Origin of the sequence: Calothrix sp. UHCC 0171 (genome assembly GCF_034931845.1) — a bacterium.
Taxonomy (GTDB): domain Bacteria; phylum Cyanobacteriota; class Cyanobacteriia; order Cyanobacteriales; family Nostocaceae; genus Brunnivagina.
The window spans coordinates 146,216-168,848 of sequence record NZ_JAYGHN010000009.1; the positions used below are offsets into that span (position 1 = coordinate 146,216).

Here is a 22,633-nt window from a genome sequence, read left to right on the forward strand (position 1 = left end):
GAGCCAAAAATTTCTAAAAACAGTCAAAATTGACGACAGATAAGCTGTGAGGCTGGATTTTCATAGTTATGAGAATTGAACATATCCACTTTTATGTGGAAGATGCCAAAACTTGGCGTAACTGGTTTGTAAACATTCTGGGTTTTGAGGTAGTAGAAAATTACATACTTCCCCCTTTTCCCTTGAATAACACTCAAAAACAAGAATTTCACACCCTTACAGAAGTTGTCAAAAGCAATTCCATCTGTTTTGTCATCTCTTCCCCTTTATTACCCACAAGTCCTGTAGCTGAGTTTTTACATCGCCATCCCCCTGGTGTCGTGGATGTGGCATTTATCATCGAAGATATGGAAGAGGTGATGATGCGGGTGGAAAGCCACGGTACGGAAGTATTACAACCTATTTGCGAATATCAGCAAAATGGAATGTACTTTAAATCCTGCCAAATCAAAGCTTGGGGTTCTCTCACTCATACTTTAATCGAAGTTAGGGAAATAGATAATCGAGGACACAAGGATATGGGGATATTTTCACTAGGCATTTCCCCATCTTTCCCTCATCTAACCAGTATTGACCATATTGTCCTCAATGTACCCGCCGGAGATTTAGACAAAGCTGTAGTTTGGTACGAAAAAATATTAGATTTGCAACCCCAGCAAATATTTAATATTCAAACAGAATTTTCGGCTTTGCATAGTCGGGTAATGACTTCTCGGAATGGGAAAGTCCAACTACCCATTAATCAACCAATTACCCGAAATTCGCAAATTCAAGAATTTTTGGATTTTAATCAAGGTGCGGGTATTCAACATATCGCCTTACGATCGCCCAATCTCGTCAATACCATCGCCAATTTTCGCGATCGCGGTTTATCCTTTCTCTCGATTCCAGAAACATATTATTTGCAGCTTGTCAAGCGTCCCGGTTTTAGCCTTTCTAATCCCGAAATCAAGGCGATCGCTCAACAACAAATACTTGTAGATTGGCAAGAACAGGAACCTGATGCCTTGCTGTTACAAATCTTTACCCAGCCTATTTTTGGTAAACCGACCTTTTTCTTCGAGTTTATTGAACGTCGTCACCTTGCCCAAGGTTTTGGTGAAGGCAATTTTCGCGCCCTGTTTGAGGCGATCGAATCTGAACAAATGAAACGCGGTAGTTTGCATTAATTTGGGGTGAGGATTGGATCACGGGAATGTCTTTTCCCATCCTCCTGGCGCTCCCTCATTGGGTGTTATTTTTAACTGGCATTGATTAGCTTTCCCAAACTTACCTATCAGGTATTCAAAACATTCTGCCACATCAAAGCGATCGCCCCTGAGCTAATCTTATAACAAAGATTTACATTTAATCTCCTCATTTAAATAATCAATGTTAAGAATAATTACAGATTTTGATGGACCGATAGTTGATGTTTCCGAGCGTTACTACCGCGTTTACCAACTTTGTTTAGAGAAAACTCGTCAACCGCAACAACAGATCAAAGTGCTGGGGAAAGCAGAGTTTTGGCAGATGAAACGCGATCGCATTGCGGAAACAGAAATTGGTATACTTTCAGGATTAGATCAGGAGCAAGCCTTAGAGTTTTCTAAATTGCGTAAGCAGACTGTACATACTCAGCCCTATTTTGAATATGATGTACTTGCCGAGGGTGCAGTTGATACATTGTCAAAAATCCAACATTTGCATGTTGATTTGGCAGTAATGACAATGCGACGGGTACGGGAATTAGATTATGCTGTGACGAAATATGATTTAGGCAAATTTTTTCTCGAAAATCGCCGTTATTGTTTAGCTAATGATTACGTAAAAACACGCGACATTGAAGACAAGCCGTTATTAATGCAACGCGCCTTAGGGGAATTACCGCCAGCTACCGATACTTGGATGATTGGAGATACAGAAGCCGATATTGCCGCCGCAAAAAGACATAATATTAAAGTGATTGCCGTTGAATGCGGAATCCGCGATCGGATTAAATTAGCAGACTATCAACCAGATTTAATTGTCAAAAATTTCAGTGTCGCTGTAGATATTATTTTGGATAATTGGCAGCAACACGCGGGATAAAATTTGCACAATTAATACAGTTGTAATTCGTAATTACCCAGATGAAAATTACGAACTACAAATTGTTTTATTCGGGAGTCGCGACTTTGCCAATATGATGATTGAGAGACCAACGATGGTCAATTTCGATTGCTGAAAATTGACAAGCTTGTTCAAGATGTTTTTGTTGAACAGCAGCTTTGCGAAGAGTGATAATCAGCTGGTTAACCTGTTGGCGCAGTGCTGGGTTTTGACTGACTGCTGACATTGTTTGTCGCTCTAACATTTGTAGCAGTAGTTCGTAGTGGATTGGAGAAGGCAGAGGAATTTGCTCCATGAATTATTCGTAATAATTTGTATGAATGGTTGGCGATGGTCGGTAGACCACTCCTACGGAGTATCGCGAGTGAGAGCAAGTTGCTTTCTATTTAAAATTGTTACACAGGAAACAAGGCTTTGGTTAAAGTCACTAATTGGATGGTAATGAAGTTTTCGCAAAGAGATTAATAACGGCAGCTTTAATATCAGCTTGTTTGACGATAGATTCACCGATAAGTACAGCCGCAGCACCTGCTGTCGTTACGGTATTTAAATCGTTAGCTGTATGTAAACCAGATTCGCTAACTACTAAAATATTGCGTTCTTCTAAGGCTTTTTGACGTTGTCCAAGCAGTTTGCAGGTATTGTGTAAATCTACTGAAAAGTCCTCCAAATTGCGATTATTAATCCCAACTAAGGAAACTCCATCTAATGCTAAAACTCGATCTAATTCTTCTAAGCTGTGAACTTCAATTAGAGGAGTCATTTTCAGGGAATTGGCAATTTTGACAAAATATTGTAAATCTTGGTCACTGAGAATTGCGGCAATTAACAATACTGCATCTGCACCTTTAGTTCGGGCTAGATACATCTGGTAAGGATAGATGACAAACTCCTTACATAACAAGGGCAAATCTACGGCATTACGCACCTTTTCTAAGTTATTAAAACTGCCTTGAAAAAACTTTTGGTCTGTCAGTACCGATAAACAAGTAGCACCAGCACTTTCATAAGCTTGGGCAATTTCTACAGGATCAAAATCTGCACGAATTACACCTTTACTGGGAGAAGCCTTTTTCACTTCAGCGATTAGTGCTGGGTTGGTTTTACCATGACGAAGTGCAGCCAGAAAATCGCGAGTTGGGGGTGCAGTCATCGCTTGTTTTTGGAGTTCGTGCAAAGGTAATTTCTCACGCATTTGTGCGACTTCAGTTTCCTTATGCCAAACTATTTCTTCCAGAATATGATTCGGTTCAGTATTTTCTAAAGCGGTTTGGTAGCGGATGATAGATACATCGATAGCGGGGTTAGGATTGCGACGACGGATTTGCATTTGTAGAAAGTTAGGAGTTAAAAATTGGGTATTGGGAGTTAGGAGTTAGGTGTGGGAAAGTGAACTACTCATAGTTGCCTGCGACAAAATCGTCGGCTGCTGTTGAGCTTAGACAATCATCAGAAAAGCAGTTCATCATTCTGAGTACATAACTCCTAACTGCAAACTACACTCCGACTGCCCGCTTGTAGGCTTCGTCGAGAACTTCGGAGAGTGTGGGGTGGGCGTGGACTAGGTGGGCGAGGGTATGGACGCTTTGACGATTTGCCATGGCGGCGGAGGCTTCATGGATTAAGTCAGATGCGTGTAAACCAAATATATGTACCCCTAATAGTTCGCCTGTGTCTTTGCGGTATATAACTTTGGTGATGCCGTCAGTTTCTCCTTCCGCTAGGGCTTTAGAGTTTCCTTTGTAGTAGCTTTTGGCAACTCCGATTTCAAAACCTGATTCTTTGGCTAATTCTCTGGCTTGGGCTTCAGTTCTACCCACATAGCTAATTTCCGGGTGGGTAAATGCGGCTGCGGGAATACTGTCGTAATCTACTACTTTGCTTCTACCGCAAATATTTTCAACAGCAACAATACCCTGTGCAGAAGCTGCATGTGCCAACATCATTTTTCCGGTGGCATCACCTATCGCCCAGAGGTGTGGTACAACTTCTCCGTTACTCAGTACCGCCATACTACCATTGACAGGGATAAAATTGCGGCGATCGCATTCAACTCCAACTGTTTCTAATCCCAAGTCTTTGGTGGCGGGGATGCGTCCAGTGGCAACTAAACAAGCGTCAACTTCAATTGTCTCGACATCTTCTTTGGTTTTGAAGTTTGCCAATTCAATCACTACAGGGGAACCAGGAATTACCCGCTTGGCGTAAATGCCAACGTAGGTTTCAATATCACGGGGGGTAATTAAGGTTCGTTCGGCAAGTTTGGCAATATCGCGATCGAATCCCGGCATTAATTGATCTAATGCTTCTATCATCGTGATTTCGCAGCCTAATGCCGAATACACATCGGAAAATTCTAAACCAATGTAACCGCTACCAATAATTGCTACCCAATAAGGTAATGTTTCTAACTTCACACCTTGGTCACTGGTAAAAACTGTTTTGCCATCAACTTCAATACCGGGAGGCACAAACGGTACGGAACCAGGAGCAATAATAATATCTTTAGCAGTAATATTTTTTTCACCAGCATCAGTAATAACACTAACTTTTTGCGTGCCGGCGATTTTACCCCAACCCCGAATAATATCAACTCCGAGACGTTTGAGGCTGTTGGTTAAATCGCCCTGAATTTTCGCAGCAAGATTATTGGCATGATTGGCGATTGCCTCCCGTTCAAACTGGACGTTCCCAATTTGAATCCCTAATGACTTGAGGTGATGGGCATTTCGCAACTCGCGCACTTTTCCCGAAGCGGCTAGCAATGCTTTGGAGGGGACACAACCACGGTTAACGCAGGTTCCGCCCATATCAGCAGCTTCTATAATCGCTGTTTTTAAACCACAGCCGACAGCGTGGAGGGCTGCACCATGTCCGCCTACTCCAGCACCAATAATTATCAAATCGTAATCAAATCCAAGACTCACGTTCATTATCCCCGCGTGCTTCGCCCTATTTATTCTCAACCGACCAAGCGATCGGTGCAAGTCCCTCAATTTTAGAATGTCGCTAAACCAAATTTATGATTTTGGCTACTAATAAGCAAATTATTTTGGCGATCGCGAGAGGTGATAGTATCATAAACTACTTGACTTAGCGATTGAATTCAGTAGTAAGATATCTGGGAGAATAAATACTGCGATCGTAATACTATTAACCATTAACCACAAAAAAATGTTTTCTTTGATCGCATATAATATTTGTGCTTGTCAAGTATCAATACAGATAATTTTTATAGTATATTTACTTATACAACTCAAGTAAAAACATCCAGAATTTCACCTCTCATCTTGTGTGTTAAGAGGTACTGTAGGCGGAGTAAAAACTGTCCTGAGCAGGTAATATCAAACCCCAATGATTGTTTTAAAATACATCTCTACAGGTAAAATACTGTATTTCCAGGGTGCAATTTTAATAGAAGAAGAAGCAGGGAGCAGGAAAAAGCTATTTGGCAATGTCAAATACCCAGTATCCAATCCTTTAGCTGAGAACTACCAGGATGACTGACGAAGCAAATCCAGGTGAAATACCGCAGATAAAATGACTCAACAGCAAATTGTCGAACTTGCCAAACAAGGTGATATTAATGCGATTGAAGCATTAATAAATGAATTGTTAAAGCCGCAAGGAATCACAGCAAAAGTCGGGTTGAAAGATAGTTGTTTATATGTTGCTTTAGTTGCTGTAAAGGTTCCCGAAAAAAAAGCTTTGGTGAGAATTATTTGTCAACAAATAGTTCAATGGCATGTTGAATCTTTGAATTATGCCAAAATTTATGCGGCACAATGGGGTAATAATCTACCTGTTTGGCAACAAGTGGTTCATTTGTATAAGGTGCGTCCAAAAAAGGTAATCAATAAATCGGTTCAGTTAACAACGCTTACTATTGGTGATAAAGCTTTGAGTAAAAATAGTAAATATAATCATTGTCAATCATCAGAAAGCTTAGGTAATTCATCAGAAATAGTTGGCAATTATTTAACGCTGGGTAAATTATCTATCCAAATAAATTCAAATTTGGGCAGTATTTTGAGTATTGCCACACAGAAACATCAAATCCAATCGCGTCCATCTCATCCGCCACAGGAATTATTATCATCACCAACTTTTCCCTATCTCATTGGACGTTTGAAGGAGATAAAAAGTGCGATTCATGCCTTAAATTGTAGTGATATATCTCCAGAATCAAAAAAATCAATCGAATTTTATGGTGATACTGGTTTAGGAAAATCGGCTTTACTACGTTATTTAAATTCATTTATTCAGGGCAAACGAGTTTTCACTGATGGCACAATATTTTTAAACTCTCACTATCAAACAGTCAGTGATATACTCCAATCGCTATTTGATATTTTGTACGCAAGTGATATTACCTACAAACCGACAGATTTAGAAATTAGCCAAGCTGTCAATGGCAAAAAAATTCTGATTATTTTAGATGATAAAAATCTCACAGCCGCAGAAATTAAACAATTACAAACGACACTACCTAATTGCCCTCTAGTATTAGCATCCACTAGCAAAAGATTGGATGAAACTGACTTTACAAATCCACTCTCAGGTTTAACAACAAGAGATGCATTAACTTTTGTAACACAAGAATTAGAAGTTAACCCTGATGATTTTCAAGCCATAGAAGCATTGGCAAATCTATTGGGGGGAAATCCTTGGTTGTTAAGACTGGCGGTGACAAGCATTAACCAAGAAATCTATACTTTGGGTGAATTGGTTTTAAAGTTGCAACCTCCAGCTACAAATCATGTGTTAATTGCAGGTATTTTGGCGGCAATACCGAAATCGGATCGCGAAATTTTGCTAATATTAGCAGCAATGAATGGTGTGCCATTGTTAGCAACACAAGTTGAGGCTTTGAGTGGAGTCAGCACAACTGCAATTATTTTACAAAACTTAGCGAAGTGGCATCTTGTCACCATCGAGCAAGAGCGATACTACATCAACGATATACTAATTAGAGTATTAGAGAAGGATAATAATCTCACAGCTTGGCGTGAGTTAATCCGGAATTATTTTACTAATTGGGCAGAAAAATATCAGAGTTTGCCGAGCTTATTACATTCCGAAACTGATATTTTCATCGAGATACTAACCTGGGGAGTCAAAGCTGAAAATTGGCAGCAGGTTTTACGCTTGGTACAAGCAATTGAAAGTTCATTAGCTTTGGGTAAACAATGGGGATTGTGGGAAAAAGTTTTAAAATTAGGTTTACAAGCAGCTCTGACAGTCAATGACAAACCTGCCGAAGCATTCATGCTGCATCAACTGGGAAGTAGAGCGTTGTGCTTAGAAGATATGGCAGCAGCAAGGAACTATTTAACTCATGCTTTAAAAATACGTAAGTCATTGGAGAATGAAAATGCAGCTAACATTACCCAGCAAAATCTCAATCTAATTAGTGTCATCCTCTCCAAATTGGACGCAGATACAACAAAACTTACCTTAAATTCGATCGCTAATAATAGCATTTCCGCAAACACAAAAATACAACTATCGGCAGTGACATTAATCTCCTTATTTTGTGTCGGATGTACTGGATTTATGGCTTGGTTAGTTTTATTGCGTCCAAAATTGTTACCAATAGCACAAACCAACACTCCAAATCTGCCTGCAAACTCTGATGAAACAGATTTAACACAAATAATCTTCACTCATTCAAAACTGAATTTTGGCAGGCAAGCAGTTAATACTGAAAGTCAAAGGCAAACTGTGACAATTGCCAACCAATCTGCAATGTCAGTACAGATAGGTAATATTCAAAAAGATGGAGAACAAGGGGATTTTGAAGTCAGCAACAGTTGCGTAACTACGATTTCACCGAATCAAACCTGCAATATTTCCGTTGCGTTTGTACCTATCGACACAGGTAAACATAGTGCTAGTTTAGCAGTAAGCGATCGCAATGGGAAAATTTTAAAAACGTTGTTGATAGAAGGATTTGCAACTACAGCACAATTAACACCAGATAATCTTGTGCCCGCACCACCTCAAGTAAAACAAGAACCGCTACCACTTCCGCAACCAAAATTGATACCGCCATCACCATTGCTAAAATCGCCAAAACGAATCATTCCTCAATTCCCTGTTGCTGCACCTATACCCGAAAGCAGCGAATCACCAGCGATACCAACTGAGTCACCCCAACCTGGAGTCACAGAATCACCGCAACCAGAAGCAACAGACACAACCTTACCAACACCAACCGAAGAAATTCCCGCAGTTATCGAAGCACCGACAACACCATAACTAGTCAAGCTCTAAAATTAGGATAAGCGATCGCAAGTTAAACTGGATTTATGGTTACTAATTCTATTCAAGATTATTTTTCCCCGGAAGAATATTTAACAGGGGAAAAGTATAGTCAAATCAAGCATGAGTACGTTGATGGTGAAGTTTACGCAATGGCAGGGGCGAGCGATGCCCATGTGACTATTAGTTTGAATGCAGCAATGCTCTTGCGAAATCATCATCGTGGTAGTGGTTGTCGTGTTTATGTAGCGGATATGAAAGTGCAAATTCAAACACGCGACATCAACCGCTACTATTATCCAGATGTGATGGTGACATGTGATGGGCGGGATAAGGAATCAGAGTATTTTAAATCTTATCCCTGTTTAATTATTGAGGTTTTATCAGATACAACTGAAGCCATTGATAGAGGTAAGAAATTCAAAGATTATCGGCGTTTAGAATCGTTACAAGAATATGTAATTATTTCCCAAAAGACAATGGATGTGGAAGTGTTTCGTCGAAATGAAAAGGGATGTTGGGAGCTATCTGCTTTTGACGCAGGGGAATTAGTTGAATTTGCAAGTGTTAATTTTTGTTGCGATATTAGCAAATTTTACGAAGATGTGGATTTAGATACTAGAAATAATTTTATCCCTTGATTTCATAACGCCGGAATCTATATTTTATTGCTTCCAGCAATCCTGAATCCTGAGTCATCATAAGATATACTTGGGTCATCGGTTGGTTTTAATTTTCGTAATATATTTTCAATTCTTTTAACACGTTCATTGCGATTTTGCTGTTTAAAGATATTCAAAGCTTTATTTAAGGATGCAACACCTTCATCACGTTTATTGACTTGCAAAAGCACCTGTCCTAAAAACATTAAAGCATCGCCATATTCAGGATTAATTTCCAGTGCTTTACGAAATTGCGTAATTGCATCATCCCATTTTTCTTGACTGGCATAGCTAATACCCATACCATTATATGCAAGTGCATAACGTGGATTTAAACGAGTTGCTTCTTGAAAAGATGCGATCGCATTTTCCGGTTTTTCTTGACGTAAAAGCACATTACCTAATTGATAATGTCCAAAAGCATCTTTAGGAAATTTTTTCACTAGTTGGCGTAAATTTTCTTCTGCACCAGTCAAATTACCTGATTGCATTTGCGAGTTAGCTGTTTGAATTAGCTGTGTTCTCTCTGACTGTTCACTTTCCGATAATTGGGAAATAAGTATTCCTGAAGATGGAGTTGTTTGATTCGAGAATGTGCTAATAGCGGAGACAGATGAGGATGCCAAACATACAGATAAAATACCCAATGTCAAGTAGTAAAAATGTGTTGTAAATACTGACTTCGATTGACTTTTGATCTGCATAATGATTCCGTTGATTTTAGTCCCTGACAGGTTACTTAAATTAGTTTGCCATTTAATCTCGATCTTTATCCATTTTTCCTGATATATTCCAATACGGTAATGCTCCGCAGTAGAGGTGCTAGCGGCTTCTCGTAGAGTAGCAAGCTACAGTTAAGGTTGTCGTTAATCGATTTGTTGAGAACCAAGACTTGGGGGATTCTCCCCCAAACCCCCGATTGGGGGACGGTTGCGTCCCCCAAGCCCCCTCCAAAAAAGTTGATCTGTTTTTGTTTTTGGTGGTTGATTTATATAGGGATTATTTTAAATTGCAATGGAATCCCGTCATCAGTTTGGCTTTGACAAGGTTTCAATCCCTGATAGGGATTATTTTTAATTGCAATCATAATTAGCCAAACAAGGTTTAAATTTCATGGGTTTCAATCCCTGATAGGGATTATTTTTAATTGCAATTTTAGAAGTAATACAAAAGGAATAAAAACCATGTTTCAATCCCTGATAGGGATTATTTTTAATTGCAATATGGGAATATTATCAGTCTAAAGGAATAGTTTACGTTTCAATCCCTGATAGGGATTATTTTTAATTGCAATTTCGCAAAAGTGGATAAACCATATACATATTCAAATGTTTCAATCCCTGATAGGGATTATTTTTAATTGCAATAGTAGCCTCAATAACATGCTGCAACGTTAAAGTGTTTCAATCCCTGATAGGGATTATTTTTAATTGCAATCGCCTTCCTTGCAGGATGAGAACCTTTGACCAAATGTTTCAATCCCTGATAGGGATTATTTTTAATTGCAATCTTGTTGCCCTCCAGGTGCTGGAGTTGCGGGAAAATTTGGTTTCAATCCCTGATAGGGATTATTTTTAATTGCAATGCAATTAAGCTGTCAGCCTTTTGTGGACGGCAGTCAACGTTTCAATCCCTGATAGGGATTATTTTTAATTGCAATTGGTATTTCCCCGTCTGCGATCGCGGAAAACATGGCATCCATGGTTTCAATCCCTGATAGGGATTATTTTTAATTGCAATAAAGGTTTTTAGCTCGTTTTATACCTATGGTTTTGTTTCAATCCCTGATAGGGATTATTTTTAATTGCAATGTATTCGATTTTTGAATCGAGGTCTTCACTATTGTTTCAATCCCTGATAGGGATTATTTTTAATTGCAATGAAAACATTATACAGGTTCTAGGAAAATATCTATGGTTTCAATCCCTGATAGGGATTATTTTTAATTGCAATTACTAGCGTTAGTATGTTCTGTACAGAGTTAAATGTTTCAATCCCTGATAGGGATTATTTTTAATTGCAATGTTGGTTGCTATACCGAAGCTTTTTCAATCAACGTTTCAATCCCTGATAGGGATTATTTTTAATTGCAATATAACTTGGGGCTGAAAGGTTTATTAAGGTTTCAACTGTTTCAATCCCTGATAGGGATTATTTTTAATTGCAATTTTGAAAGAGGGGAACTTCATGGTTTACTACGTTTCAATCCCTGATAGGGATTATTTTTAATTGCAATGTAAGTTAGGAATATTTTCCCCAGGCATACCAATAGGTAGTTTCAATCCCTGATAGGGATTATTTTTAATTGCAATAGCTCGCTACAGAACCCTTACTGTATTTAGTTTTCAAGGTGCAGTTGCGCTAACCTCATCTAAAATACTGTTTCAAGCGATCGCTTGTCAAGAGGTCAACCGAACAAAACAGCCCAAACCTAGTCATAGTCAATATTTTGGGAATCGCGCCAACCTCAAAACCTCGAAAAAGCCCTCAAACCCATACCCAGTCAATAATTCCACCACAAAAATCAACCATTATTTTTCTACACCCTCTGGTTGGCGCAAGCACGAGAGCAAATCCAGCCAAAACTATTATCCTGCGGTACTTTTCCAAGAATTGCTTGTTTTCACAAATGAAATGCTCACGATTGATTTGTATTGATTTATCGTTTGGTGTGATGCGATCGCATTTGCTGAAGCTTCATTTTTGATTATTGCATGGAAACTACTGTAACAAGTCGTGTCTTCAATCTGTTAAGAAACTTGATGTTACGGGAATACTTAAACCAAGAATCTACGTGAATCTATATCAAAAAAATTATCAGGATTTAATTTGTAGTCAGTAGCCCAGAACACTATGAGAAAAATAATACCATTAGATAGTTTTACGATTTTGACACCTGACACCGCAGATGTAGTTCAGCAAAACTTGAAGCAATGTCTATTCTATCGAGGAAGCATTTCCGAACAAGGCTTTAAGATTACTCGCAATTTGTATCACTCTGTATTTACACTGATAAAAGGACGTTTGGAAGTCCAATCTCATCAAACGGTTGTTCACATACAAATAAGTCTACACCCTTTTTTAATTGCACCTTTAGGGTTATTTTTTTTGTTCTGGTATGGAATCGCAGTTCCGGGTATGTTTGCATCTGCAAAGTATATCTATGCAACATCACCGCGTGTCTCAATTCCTGCCGATGGAAACGTTGCTCAAAGCGCAATTGCCGCAATTAGTTCTGCTCCAAAAGGTACTATGCCGACTCATTTGGCTGCGATATATTTAGGGCTTCCCATCGTGATGCTGGTTATATTTGTGGTATTTTTTTGGGCGGATGCAAAACAAATTCGGCGTGAATTGACTCAAATTATTCGGGGAAAAATCTAGTAATATCATGTTTGGATAATCCTTAGGAATCATGTAAAAATAAGTAGTGCAACTGTCTGGCTTCCTATTTCTCAAAGGTCGGCAAGATGCCCCGGAGTTTGCCGTAAAGAACATCTCCCTGGAAACTCCTCTCCACACTACTTTTTTAATTTATTTTTACACGAATATTTACAATTAAAACTTCTCCGCGTCCTCGCGTCTTTAAGTCTCCGTGTCACTCTTAATGATATATAAACCTGTCCCAATCCGACTCAGAGAGGGACAAATTGATTCGTTGATGTTTGCTAGTATCGATTCAACATTTTTTTAATTACTTCTAAAAAACGTTCCATATCTGCTTGACAAATTGCTCCCATTGTGGAAACTCGAAAGATGGATTTTGATAAATTCCCTTGTCCAGCGTAAATTATATAGCCTTGTGATTTGAGGCGATCGTGAAATTCTTCGTAGGTGAAATTTTTGGGCAATTTATAGGCGTTGAGAACTACGGATGACTGTTCTTGTGGGAGTATAGGCTCAATTCCCATTGCCATCAATCCTTCCCGTACAAGGTTTGCAAGTTGGGTGTAATGGGCTTTTCTGGCTTGCCAACCGCCTGTTTCTTCCAGTTCTTCTAAGGCTTCTGCGAGGGCATAAAATATCTGTGGGGATTGGGTAAAAGGTGTTCCCCCGGCATCTTGTTGACGGCAGTAGGTTCCTAAGTCTAAATATAGGGTGCGGGGTACTATTTCAATTGGTGGTAAGGCACTACGCTTTAAAATCACAAATGCTGTACCAGGAACCCCATGCAAACATTTATTTGCTGTAGCTGCACAAGCTGTAATTCCCCAAGCCGCAAAATCAATTTCTTCGGCACCAAAACTACTGACGGCATCGACTAAGATTTTAATATGGCGATCGCAACAAATTCTCGCTAGTTCTTTTAAATTATTTAATCGTCCGGTAGTGGTTTCGTGGTGGACGACAGCTAGATGGGTAATATCAAGATGACTATCAAGAAATTCTGTTAATAATTGAAAATCTATTTCCTCTCCCCAAGGATGATGGACAATACTGTAATCTAGGCGGTGTATTTGGGCGATTTTTGCCATCCTTTCACCATAAACGCCGTTTTCCAGCACTAATAATCTACCGCTCCTGGGAACTAAACTGGTTAGCATTGCTTCTACTGCTGCTGTTCCTGAACCCGTGATTAATACGGATGTCCAATGTCTTTCTGGCAACTCGTATATTTGCAGTAATTTCTCCCGAATTTTGGTTTGCAGTTGGGAAAATTCAACTTCGCGGTGACACAAATCAGGCTGGAGAAGGGCATTACGAACGCGATCGCTTAAAGTAACTGGTCCTGGATTGAGTAAAATCATCGAATGTTTGGAGTTAAGCTTTGGGCATTTACGGGGCTGGGCAAGCAGTAAAAAATATTACATATATCCTGTTATTTTTCCCTTTTCCCATGAATATGATTCATCAAACGTTGTAAGACGACAGCTGGTGACATATTTGGACGGGGGAGGTTCTCAAGCGTGCCGGGACGAATTTTGAGATGGACAAATTTGGGTCTATTTTGAGTTGTGTCCATAAATAATGCCTCAATTAGACCTAATTCACTCCCCATCAAAGTAGTGCCATAACTACACGCCTCAGCGATTTTAGCAAAGGATACGCCCCGTGATACAGTCGCTTGTGCCCCTGTTGAGTCATGGACTTCGTTATCTAAGAGAATATGGATAAAATTAGCACCTGCATAAGCGCCAATAGTCGCAAAATTACCCATTCGCATTAATGCTGCCCCATCACCGTCAATGACTACAACTGTTAAGTCTGGACGTGCTAAAGATAGTCCCAAAGCCAAGGAGGAAGCACAACCCATCGAACCGACAATATAAAGATGATTTGGGCGATCGCTCAAAGCAAATAATTCTCTACCTGTATATCCAGTTGTGGCAATTATTACCGTGTTTTCTGGGTTGGTTTGTTGGACAATTGCCTCTAATACCTGATATCTAGTATTTAAAGAGTTTACAGATTGAGACAATCCCACCTCCCCCCATCTCCCCCTCCCCCCCTCTCCCCCTCTCCCCATCCCCATCTCTTTCCTTTGCAAAGCATGGGGTGCTACAGTTCCTTTCCGCATAATTAATGCATAGGGGCGCTGCTCTTGCTGCATATAATCATTAGCACGTTGTAGCACTGCTGCAATTTCGCCGGCATTGTCAGGAAAATATTCCCAAGGAATTCCCATTGTTTCCAATAATTTATCGGTAATTTGTCCCATGAGTTCATGCTGCGGTTCATCTTTGAGGTTAATGTCTCCCCGCAAAGTGCAAATTATTAATACTGGGATTTTAAAGATGTAAGTTAGGGAAGTTAAAGGACTAACAGCATTTCCTAAGCCGGAATTTTGCATCATCACCACAGCCCGTTTGCCACCAATCACCGCACCTGCTGCTGTTGCTAATGCATCACCTTCGTTGGCAGATGAGATGTAAGTTAATTGAGTATCATTAATAACGTAATTAATAAATGGAGTCAGAAAAGAACAAGGCACGCCTGTATACCATTCAAAGCCTAATTTCCGGGCTGCTTCAACAAATTCTTCGGCTTGAATCATAGTTATTTTAGAGACAATTTATAAAGTAAATATTAAGGATAGTCGCGCAGGGAGAAACCCGGTTTCTCATCAAAAAGTCAGATGATGCTCGATATTTAAATCCAAGAAACCGGGTTTCTTTGGTTTTAAGGTTTACTTTATACATAACCTCTTACGTGTTTATCAATGTTCTTTTGTATTAATGCAGGAGTCAGGAGTTAGGAGTCAGAATTAAACAGGGGATTATGTAACTTTATCTGCAAATTTCCCTAATTTAGAGTCGTGCCAATGGAGATGATATCAAACATCAATTTTTATCATTAATCAAGTTTTATTTAAATTAATTATTATTTAAACGCGATCGCAATCTCAAATTATACTGGTACACTAGTTCTATACTAGATTTATAGTGAGTGTTTGTTGTAGAAGGTGCAGCCAGCATTGATTGTAATAGCTCTATAAAAATGGGATACTGTTATTTTCCATCAAAAGAAAGCGTTTCGGATACAACTTTTCAAAACCCAAAATCTAATTGACAAACGTCTAATATGAAAGCATCTGCAAAATTCGACTTCGAGGATGAAAGATTTAATGCACCACCCTCTCAAGTCATACCTTGGTGCCAGATGATTAATCCGCGATATAACGATGATGGGGTACAATCCCACGGATTAGCGATTAAGCTCGATAATGCTCAAGCTGTGGGATTTGAACCAGATGATAATTGGCAAGAAGTTGAGCATGAATTTTCATCTGGAGTCGAAAAAGTTTATTTAAGCACTACTCCTAAGATAGTTATAGTGCGTCGAGGACCATTATCGGTAAAAGATAGAGAAACTGGAACTAAATTAGGGACATTACGGGATAATTACGATGCATTTTTAGCAGATAAACTCAAGTTTAAAACTTTTACTCGCTATCTGATTTTTTTGGTGGGTGAAAATAAGAAGTTTTTGCATGAATCACCATTACAATTAACATTACATGGTGTAGCCGGAGCCAGTTTTAGTAAAACCTATTGCGAATATCAACAAGGAAGAGCTTCGGGTGGATTTGTTGTCGAACTTGAACGTGCATATGCGAGTTTTCGGAAACAGCCATTTATGCCCAAAGGGGCTTTATTCCATGCCCACGGGATATTTTGTCCCATCATTGAATCTGAAGAAAGAGGGATTCATCCGAATACTGTTTTAGTGGCTTCTACAGTTGACTATAAACATCCCACAGTCTCCACTTTAACCCAGTATTTAATTGCTTCCGACTCTCCGGAATCAGCGCTGATTACGAGAGCGTTTGAAGATTACAAAGAATTTGGCAAAGAACAGGTTCGTACTGAAGCTAACGGGAATAGTGGCAATAACGGTAATAATGGAAATTATAACAAAATGGCGATCGCAGGAGTTGCTAGTTCTTCCTATGTTTACGCCGATGATGACGACTTTGCCTATCCACCTTATTAAGCAATATTAAGCAGTACAGTTCAGTTAAAAATATTAACTGAACCGATTGCCTCTATTTTTCTTTTGTATAGGGTGCTATTTCTTTACCAAAAAGCGTAAGGTACATGAGCCGATAAATATCAGTATTGTCGAGAGTATTCGGCAATTTATCAGCATTTAATCCCTGCGCTTTAGAAACGATCGCACCTACATTATCACCTCCACTTGACCAACCAATCGCAAATGGAAAACTTTTTCCTTCTTGATTTGCTGCCGAAACGAATGGAGGTGTTAATGTTCCCTCTCTCCCATCCCAAGGTGCGCCATTTTTACTGTTTGCGGGAATTGGTTTGTCGAGGGGGAAATCTTTTTCTGTCACCCCAATGACTTCTAAACCTCCAGCATCGCTATCGGCGGCGGTAAGTAGCAATGTATTCGGGTTTTTCTCGACATATTTCATCGCTATACCCACCGCATCATCTGCACGTTTCATTGCTTCTAGCGTACCTGGAGCATTATTGTAGTTGGCGAAATTATCGGTACCTTCTTCCTCCAACACCACAATAAAGTTTTTGTTCTTCGCCGACAAAATCTTTAATGTCACATCTAACATGGATGCAACAGTTGGCGCAGTGGGAACATACAGAGGTAAATTATCCTTTTTTAAATCTTCCTCCGTCGCATCATTGTAGGTGTCATCTGCGGCGAAAACACCCAATACTTTTTTTGTATTTGCAGGTAGTTTTAATAATTCTTGGCGAGTATATACAACCGTATAACCCTTTTTCTTGGCAACCTCAATTAAATTCACACCATCAGTACGCTGACTTTGTTCTGCTGTGCTGTGTTTTCCCGCAGTTCCTTTGGGAAGATACCACATTTCACCACCACCCAAAATCACATCCACATTCGACTCAACTATTTGCTTGGTAATTTCCGCAAAATTGCGACGACTGGGCACTTTCGCCACAAAAGCACCTGTACCTGGTTCATGAATCATTCCCGAATTGATGATAGCAGTACCTTTGCCAGATGCGATCGCTTCTTCAATAATTGTTTGGGTTTTACCAGAAGCCGCGACAACAGGTTGCAGCTTTTCATCCAAACCAAACGAATCAGCATTGACTTTGACTCCAGTTGCATGAGTCACTGCACCACCGTTGGAAGTCGCCGTCAGCTGGTTTTTCATATGTCCTAGGTAAACACCCATGTGGGACATCTTATCCCAATTTAGTCTCCCATCTGGACCATAGTGTAACATTCTTGCGGCACCCCAGTGGGAAGGACTCGCACCATCGGGATGGATAAAGATGACATTTCCTTGGTTGGAGACGCTACTATTGCTGGAAGCACCACCACAGCCAGTAATTACAACTAAACTCAATGCTGCTAAACTGATAACCTTAGATAAATGACGCACTGTTGTCAAAACCCCGCTCAATTTTAGATTTTTAGATATCTTGTTGACTTTGGGAATAACGAAAATATTTTTAGCAAAAATTATTGATAACTTAACAAAGATTGATGGAAATTAAGAACACACTACTAAACCATGATTAAAATTTGGTTAACTAGTTGTGTGATTTTCCTGACGCAAACTTGCTTCTTAACCTGGAAAAATATGACAACAGCTAGTAATCCAATTTCGAGTCAAAATGCATGGGCAAAACCAATTCTGGAAACTGCAAAAGAGTTTCCCCACACACCAATAACCAGTAAAGAGGGTAAAATACCTAGTGGATTGCGAGGTACGTTATATCGTAACGCTCCTGGAAGATTAGAACGCAGTGGAATCCGCATGGGACACTGGTTTGATGGCGATGGAGCAATATTAGCTGTAAATTTTACTGATAATGGAGCCAGTGCTATTCTTCGCTATGTACAAACACAGGGTTATCAGGAAGAAGCCACCGCCAATCAAATTATCTACGGGAATTACGGTACTGTCGCACCAGGCTCAATCTTGAATAAATTATTCAAAGGTGTGAAAAATTCTGCGAATACCTCAGTCCTAGCACTTCCAGATAAACTTTTGGCATTATGGGAAGGTGGGAAGCCTTATGCTTTGAATTCACAAACCCTGGAGACTTTTGGCGAAGATGATTTAGGGGCGCTTACAAACGGGTTAGCTTATTCCGCACATTATAAACGGGATACACAAACGGGTGAAATATTTAATTTTGGTATTAGTCCCGGTTTAAATGCAACTCTGCATATTTACAAAAGTACAGCTAGTGGTGACATCATCCAAAAAGCATCCCATCAAATTGATGGCATATCCTTAATACATGATTTTGTCTTAGCAGGACAATATTTAATCTTTTTCCTGCCTCCCCTACGTTTAAACTTGCTATCTGTAATTACAGCTAAAAGTTCCTATGCTGACGCTTTTAAATGGCAACCCAGCAAAGGAACACAATTTTTAGTCATTGACCGTGAAACGTTAAAATTAGTTAGCCGTGGGGAAACTGAACCTTGGTTTCAATGGCACTTTTGTAATGGGTATGTAGATACTAACGGTACAGCAATAATTGATATTGCCCGCTATGAAGACTTTCACACAAATCAATTTTTAAAAGAAGTCGCCACAGGAAAAACCCACACCATAGCCAAAAGTCATTTATCGCGGGTTTATTTAAATCCCCAAACCGGAAAAGTCCTCAAAATCGAGAAAATCTTCGATAATCACTGTGAATTTCCCAGCGTACCCCCAGAAAATGTCGGCAAAGAATCACGCCATGCATATTTATCAACATTTCGCAACCCAGCAGAGATGCAAGGAGAATTATTGAATGCGATCGCTCATTTCGATTACAGTCAAAATATTCTTACCATTGCCAAACTCGGCAAAAATCGCTATCCATCGGAACCTATTTACGTCCAAGATAGAGAAAATCCCTTGCAAGCTTGGATTCTAACTGTTGTTTACGATGGTACAGAGGATGCCAGTGAAGTTTGGATTTACGATGCCGAGAAGTTAAACGAAGAACCCCTATGCAAACTTGAATTACCAGACGTGATTCCCCACAGTTTTCACGGTACTTGGAAACAATCTTTCACCAACTAAGGAAAAAGGCATTGGCACACCACTAGTACAAGAAGGCAGAAGGCAGAAGGCAGAAGGAATAAAGATTCTAAAACAAGCTTTTTGTCACTTTAGAATGGTTGGTTCATTTCTGCCGAACTGTACTAGTCAGTTATTATTCATTTTTCTGTGCGTCTCTCTATCTCCCTATCTCCGCGTCAGTTTTCTCGTTGGTATTTAACCGGAGATGATATGAAACTCAAATCCCTTGCTTTCTTCCTTGACGATACCAATCATACCAAACCTTACCGCTACGAATTGCCCACCAAAGTAGTAATAAAGCGATTAAACCACCCTGCCAAGGCGCATCAAAGGCAAAAATCACCAACACAACACCCAAAAAATCTTGAATAAAAACAGCCCACAATGGTAAACCCCGCAAACGGAAAAACCAACCGACTTGCACAAGTTTGAGAATAAAAGCCAAACCCCCACTAACCAACGCCAATAGCCACACAGGATTAGTTGTTGCGGGATTAATAAAAGCTAAACCCATAATAGCTCCAACCACAGGACTGCAAACTAATTGAACTACCTGTAACACCCTTTGTCCAATTAACTTTTTGGAAGCAAATACTTCAATTAGAGACAAAATAGTTAGCAAACTCAGCAAAAAAGGAGAAGAAACACCAGATAAAATCGGAACTTGCGTCCAAAGAACATTTCCTTGCAGTAATCCGATAAATAATAGTGGTAAAGCTATTCTTATACCTGCCGCCGCAGAAGCAGAAAGTGCAGCTAGAACTTCAATCATAGTGACTGCGATCGCTTATATTATTGAGCTAGGGGTGTTTCTCTCAACTTACCCACTTTGACAATATTTTTAGGCAGAAAATAAAAAATACTTCCAAAATACTGACACTGATGCACACTACTAAGTCCGTTGTATACCAATTTTTGGGAAAAGGCGAGTGAGGATACGGGGACAAAGAGATAAAAATATAGAAAATCTTCCTTCTTCCTCTCTCTCCCCCTCTCCTTACCCTATTCCTTAAATACCCAGTCGTTGATACACTTCATCCAAATGCTGGAGATGATGCTGTGGGTTAAAGCAGGCATCAATTTCTGCCGGAGATAATTGTTCTTTGACTCGCCCATCATGAGTAATTAAATCGCGGAAATTACCATCGATTTTATTCCAAGCTGTATGGGCGTTTTCCTGCACAATTCTATAGGCATCTTCTCGACGCATTCCTTTTTCAACCAGTGTTAACATTACCCGTTGGCTGAAAACAACTCCTCCATAGCAGTTCATATTGCGCGCCATATTATCGGGATAAACCAATAAATTCTGAATCAAATCAATGCTTTCCACAATCATAAAATGGGTCAAAATGCAAGCATCAGGCAACATCACCCGTTCTACTGAACTGTGGGAAATATCCCGTTCATGCCAGAGGGCGACATTTTCCACAGTTGCAACTGCATAGCTGCGAATCATCCGTGCCATCCCCGTCAATCGTTCAGAACGAATTGGGTTGCGTTTGTGGGGCATTGCCGAGGAACCTTTTTGTCCTTTAGAGAAATATTCTTCGACTTCCAGGACATCGGTTTTTTGCAGGTTACGAATTTCGACAGCAAAACGTTCCAGGGAAGCAGCGAGTAATGCTAATTGTTGCACATACTCAGCATGTATATCTCTGGAAATTACCTGCGTTGAGGCAGTATCGGGTTTGAGTCCCAATTTTTCACAAGCTAATGCTTCAACACGGGGTTCGATATTGGCATAAGTTCCCACAGCACCGGAAATTTTGCCAACAGCAGTTGTCTTGCGAACATTTAACAAGCGTTCTTTGTTTCGCAATACCTCCGCTAACCAACCAGCTAGTTTAAACCCAAAAGTAATTGGTTCAGCATGAATTCCATGCGATCGCCCAATCATTACTGTATAACGATGTTCGCCTGCTTTGTGGCGAATTACCGCAATCAAATCTTCGAGTCGCTGCAAGATCAAATCCAAACTAGCCACCATTTGCAGCGCCAAAGCCGTATCCAGCACGTCGGAACTCGTCATTCCTAGGTGGATATAACGCCCCGCATCTCCGACATACTCATTAACATTTGTTAAAAAAGCAATCACATCGTGGCGGACTTCTGCCTCTATTTCTAGCACCCTTTTGGGGTCAAAATTCGCTTTCGCTTTGATTTCTCTAACTGCATCACTGGGAATATAGCCTAAATCTGCTTGTGCTTCGCAGACGGCTATTTCGACATCCAGCCAGGTTTTAAACTTATAAGCATCTGTCCAAAGATTGCCCATCTCAGGCAAGGTATAACGCTCAATCACAGTCCGCCATTGATTACAATGTCATATTTTACCTTTGAGTGGTTCTATAGTTAATCAGAAGTTAAAGAAAATTCTGAATTAATATATTTCCAGGTGGTTTTGGGTTGTGAATCAATTATCCTGTCTGCAAGCGAGTAAGTTAGTAAAATGGTTGTTGTTGGGTTAGAATTCGCCCTATGGAAGCCTTAACAGTTGATTTCAAGTCAGTTATAGAATTAACAGACGAGCAATTTTATCAATTATGTCGCTCCAACCCTGATATCAGATTTGAGCGCAACGCCACAGGGGAGTTGATAATTATGCCACCAGTTGGAGGGGAAACAGGAAATAGAAATGGTAGAGTTACACAACAATTATTTAATTGGTCAGATATAGATAATACTGGTATAGCGTTTGACTCATCTACAGGATTTAAATTACCTAATGGTGCGGAGCGATCGCCTGATGCTTCTTGGATAAAATTAGTAAGGTGGAATGCATTAACACCAGAACAACAAACTGGATTTTTACCCCTTGCTCCTGATTTTGTGATTGAATTGCTGTCACCTAGTGATAGTTTGAATGTGACTCAGAAAAAGATGGAAGAATATAAAAGTAATGGTGTATGTTTGGGTTGGTTAATTAATCGAAAGTTGCGACAAGTTGAGATTTATAGAATTGGTCATGAAGTGGAATTTTTAGATAATCCCAGTAGTTTATCGGGTGAGGATATTTTACCTGGTTTTATGTTGAATTTAGAGGCTATTTGGTAGAATAAAAATTTAATAAATTAAATTTTCATAATTCAATTATAGTAAAAAGTTGTTCTGATGATAATTATTTATTTTGAGT

At 39.7% G+C, this 22,633-nt stretch carries 17 protein-coding genes and 1 CRISPR repeat array; of the genes, 8 read left to right on the forward strand and 9 right to left on the reverse strand.

Translation table 11 applies throughout. The features are described from left to right. Positions 1 to 68 precede the first annotated feature (68 nt). Both hppD and VB733_RS09765 read left to right on the forward strand, forming a co-directional pair. Positions 69 to 1,169: a 4-hydroxyphenylpyruvate dioxygenase gene (gene hppD, locus VB733_RS09760; protein WP_323339887.1), complete on the forward strand. Its 1,101-nt coding sequence runs from the start codon at positions 69 to 71 to the stop codon at positions 1,167 to 1,169. Between the two features lie 202 nt (positions 1,170 to 1,371). After that, a complete protein-coding gene (locus VB733_RS09765) occupies positions 1,372 to 2,070 on the forward strand; it encodes an HAD family hydrolase (RefSeq protein WP_323339888.1) in 699 nt (232 codons plus the stop codon). 67 nt (positions 2,071 to 2,137) lie between these two features. Here VB733_RS09765 and VB733_RS09770 read toward each other — a convergent pair whose 3' ends face one another. The 3 genes from VB733_RS09770 to lpdA form a co-directional block, all read right to left on the reverse strand. Continuing rightward, positions 2,138 to 2,386: a DUF5340 domain-containing protein gene (locus tag VB733_RS09770; protein WP_323339889.1), complete on the reverse strand. Its 249-nt coding sequence runs from the start codon at positions 2,384 to 2,386 to the stop codon at positions 2,138 to 2,140. 132 nt (positions 2,387 to 2,518) lie between these two features. Then, on the reverse strand, positions 2,519 to 3,421 hold the full coding sequence (gene trpC, locus VB733_RS09775; protein ID WP_323339890.1) for an indole-3-glycerol phosphate synthase TrpC: 903 nt from the start codon (positions 3,419 to 3,421) through the stop codon (positions 2,519 to 2,521). Positions 3,422 to 3,587: 166 nt separating this feature from the next. Continuing rightward, positions 3,588 to 5,018 (reverse strand): dihydrolipoyl dehydrogenase, encoded by a 1,431-nt coding sequence (gene lpdA, locus VB733_RS09780; protein ID WP_323339914.1) that lies wholly within the window; start codon positions 5,016 to 5,018, stop codon positions 3,588 to 3,590. Between the two features lie 613 nt (positions 5,019 to 5,631). Here lpdA and VB733_RS09785 point away from each other — a divergent pair. Both VB733_RS09785 and VB733_RS09790 read left to right on the forward strand, forming a co-directional pair. After that, the gene (locus VB733_RS09785; RefSeq protein ID WP_323339891.1) at positions 5,632 to 8,352 is read left to right on the forward strand and encodes a choice-of-anchor D domain-containing protein; all 2,721 of its coding nucleotides are present in this window, start codon (positions 5,632 to 5,634) and stop codon (positions 8,350 to 8,352) included. 50 nt (positions 8,353 to 8,402) lie between these two features. After that, complete coding sequence (locus tag VB733_RS09790; protein ID WP_323339892.1) at positions 8,403 to 8,996, forward strand: Uma2 family endonuclease; 594 nt, start codon at positions 8,403 to 8,405, stop codon at positions 8,994 to 8,996. Positions 8,997 to 9,013: 17 nt separating this feature from the next. Here VB733_RS09790 and VB733_RS09795 read toward each other — a convergent pair whose 3' ends face one another. Continuing rightward, on the reverse strand, positions 9,014 to 9,721 hold the full coding sequence (locus VB733_RS09795) for a tetratricopeptide repeat protein (RefSeq protein WP_323339894.1): 708 nt from the start codon (positions 9,719 to 9,721) through the stop codon (positions 9,014 to 9,016). 343 nt (positions 9,722 to 10,064) lie between these two features. Continuing rightward, positions 10,065 to 11,329: direct repeats of the CRISPR family, unit length 37 nt; unit sequence GTTTCAATCCCTGATAGGGATTATTTTTAATTGCAAT. A 541-nt stretch (positions 11,330 to 11,870) separates the two neighbouring features. Between VB733_RS09795 and VB733_RS09800 the strand changes: the two genes are divergently transcribed. Continuing rightward, entirely contained in the window at positions 11,871 to 12,401 is a 531-nt protein-coding gene (locus tag VB733_RS09800; RefSeq protein ID WP_323339895.1) for a hypothetical protein, read from the forward strand. Positions 12,402 to 12,685: 284 nt separating this feature from the next. Here VB733_RS09800 and VB733_RS09805 read toward each other — a convergent pair whose 3' ends face one another. Then, positions 12,686 to 13,765 (reverse strand): 2-aminoethylphosphonate aminotransferase, encoded by a 1,080-nt coding sequence (locus tag VB733_RS09805; RefSeq protein ID WP_323339896.1) that lies wholly within the window; start codon positions 13,763 to 13,765, stop codon positions 12,686 to 12,688. A 71-nt stretch (positions 13,766 to 13,836) separates the two neighbouring features. Beyond that, positions 13,837 to 15,012 (reverse strand): phosphonopyruvate decarboxylase, encoded by a 1,176-nt coding sequence (aepY, locus tag VB733_RS09810; RefSeq protein ID WP_323339897.1) that lies wholly within the window; start codon positions 15,010 to 15,012, stop codon positions 13,837 to 13,839. 527 nt (positions 15,013 to 15,539) lie between these two features. On the opposite strand from aepY, the gene VB733_RS09815 reads away from it, so the two are divergent. Next, positions 15,540 to 16,451, forward strand: a complete 912-nt coding sequence (locus VB733_RS09815; RefSeq protein ID WP_323339898.1) for a DUF5895 domain-containing protein — start codon at positions 15,540 to 15,542, stop codon at positions 16,449 to 16,451. Positions 16,452 to 16,503: 52 nt separating this feature from the next. Here VB733_RS09815 and VB733_RS09820 read toward each other — a convergent pair whose 3' ends face one another. Continuing rightward, positions 16,504 to 17,814, reverse strand: coding sequence for an alkaline phosphatase (locus tag VB733_RS09820; protein ID WP_416336309.1), 1,311 nt, complete (start codon positions 17,812 to 17,814; stop codon positions 16,504 to 16,506). Between the two features lie 237 nt (positions 17,815 to 18,051). Here VB733_RS09820 and VB733_RS09825 point away from each other — a divergent pair, with 237 nt between their 5' ends. Further along, positions 18,052 to 19,497 carry a carotenoid oxygenase family protein gene (locus tag VB733_RS09825; RefSeq protein WP_323339915.1) on the forward strand — a complete coding sequence of 482 codons (1,446 nt, stop codon included), beginning with the start codon at positions 18,052 to 18,054 and terminating at the stop codon, positions 19,495 to 19,497. A 217-nt stretch (positions 19,498 to 19,714) separates the two neighbouring features. Here VB733_RS09825 and VB733_RS09830 read toward each other — a convergent pair whose 3' ends face one another. Together VB733_RS09830 and purB are read right to left on the reverse strand one after the other, a co-directional pair. Continuing rightward, on the reverse strand, positions 19,715 to 20,269 hold the full coding sequence (locus VB733_RS09830; RefSeq protein WP_323339900.1) for a DUF4126 domain-containing protein: 555 nt from the start codon (positions 20,267 to 20,269) through the stop codon (positions 19,715 to 19,717). Between the two features lie 237 nt (positions 20,270 to 20,506). Next, entirely contained in the window at positions 20,507 to 21,802 is a 1,296-nt protein-coding gene (purB, locus tag VB733_RS09835) for an adenylosuccinate lyase (RefSeq protein ID WP_323339901.1), read from the reverse strand. Positions 21,803 to 21,978: 176 nt separating this feature from the next. Here purB and VB733_RS09840 point away from each other — a divergent pair, with 176 nt between their 5' ends. After that, positions 21,979 to 22,554: a Uma2 family endonuclease gene (locus VB733_RS09840; RefSeq protein ID WP_323339903.1), complete on the forward strand. Its 576-nt coding sequence runs from the start codon at positions 21,979 to 21,981 to the stop codon at positions 22,552 to 22,554. The last annotated feature ends 79 nt before the right edge of the window (positions 22,555 to 22,633 follow it).

What these genes read in the sequence shown, in the direction of transcription:
- VB733_RS09840 (WP_323339903.1), top strand. Translation starts at nt 21,979, where the DNA reads ATGGAAGCCTTAACAGTTGATTTCAAGTCAGTTATAGAATTAACAGAC.
- VB733_RS09795 (WP_323339894.1), bottom strand. Translation starts at nt 9,721, where the DNA reads ATGCAGATCAAAAGTCAATCGAAGTCAGTATTTACAACACATTTTTAC.
- VB733_RS09825 (WP_323339915.1), top strand. Translation starts at nt 18,052, where the DNA reads ATGACAACAGCTAGTAATCCAATTTCGAGTCAAAATGCATGGGCAAAA.
- VB733_RS09800 (WP_323339895.1), top strand. Translation starts at nt 11,871, where the DNA reads ATGAGAAAAATAATACCATTAGATAGTTTTACGATTTTGACACCTGAC.
- VB733_RS09830 (WP_323339900.1), bottom strand. Translation starts at nt 20,269, where the DNA reads ATGATTGAAGTTCTAGCTGCACTTTCTGCTTCTGCGGCGGCAGGTATA.
- VB733_RS09785 (WP_323339891.1), top strand. Translation starts at nt 5,632, where the DNA reads ATGACTCAACAGCAAATTGTCGAACTTGCCAAACAAGGTGATATTAAT.
- VB733_RS09790 (WP_323339892.1), top strand. Translation starts at nt 8,403, where the DNA reads ATGGTTACTAATTCTATTCAAGATTATTTTTCCCCGGAAGAATATTTA.
- VB733_RS09805 (WP_323339896.1), bottom strand. Translation starts at nt 13,765, where the DNA reads ATGATTTTACTCAATCCAGGACCAGTTACTTTAAGCGATCGCGTTCGT.
- hppD (WP_323339887.1), top strand. Translation starts at nt 69, where the DNA reads ATGAGAATTGAACATATCCACTTTTATGTGGAAGATGCCAAAACTTGG.
- VB733_RS09765 (WP_323339888.1), top strand. Translation starts at nt 1,372, where the DNA reads ATGTTAAGAATAATTACAGATTTTGATGGACCGATAGTTGATGTTTCC.
- VB733_RS09815 (WP_323339898.1), top strand. Translation starts at nt 15,540, where the DNA reads ATGAAAGCATCTGCAAAATTCGACTTCGAGGATGAAAGATTTAATGCA.
- trpC (WP_323339890.1), bottom strand. Translation starts at nt 3,421, where the DNA reads ATGCAAATCCGTCGTCGCAATCCTAACCCCGCTATCGATGTATCTATC.
- VB733_RS09770 (WP_323339889.1), bottom strand. Translation starts at nt 2,386, where the DNA reads ATGGAGCAAATTCCTCTGCCTTCTCCAATCCACTACGAACTACTGCTA.
- aepY (WP_323339897.1), bottom strand. Translation starts at nt 15,012, where the DNA reads ATGATTCAAGCCGAAGAATTTGTTGAAGCAGCCCGGAAATTAGGCTTT.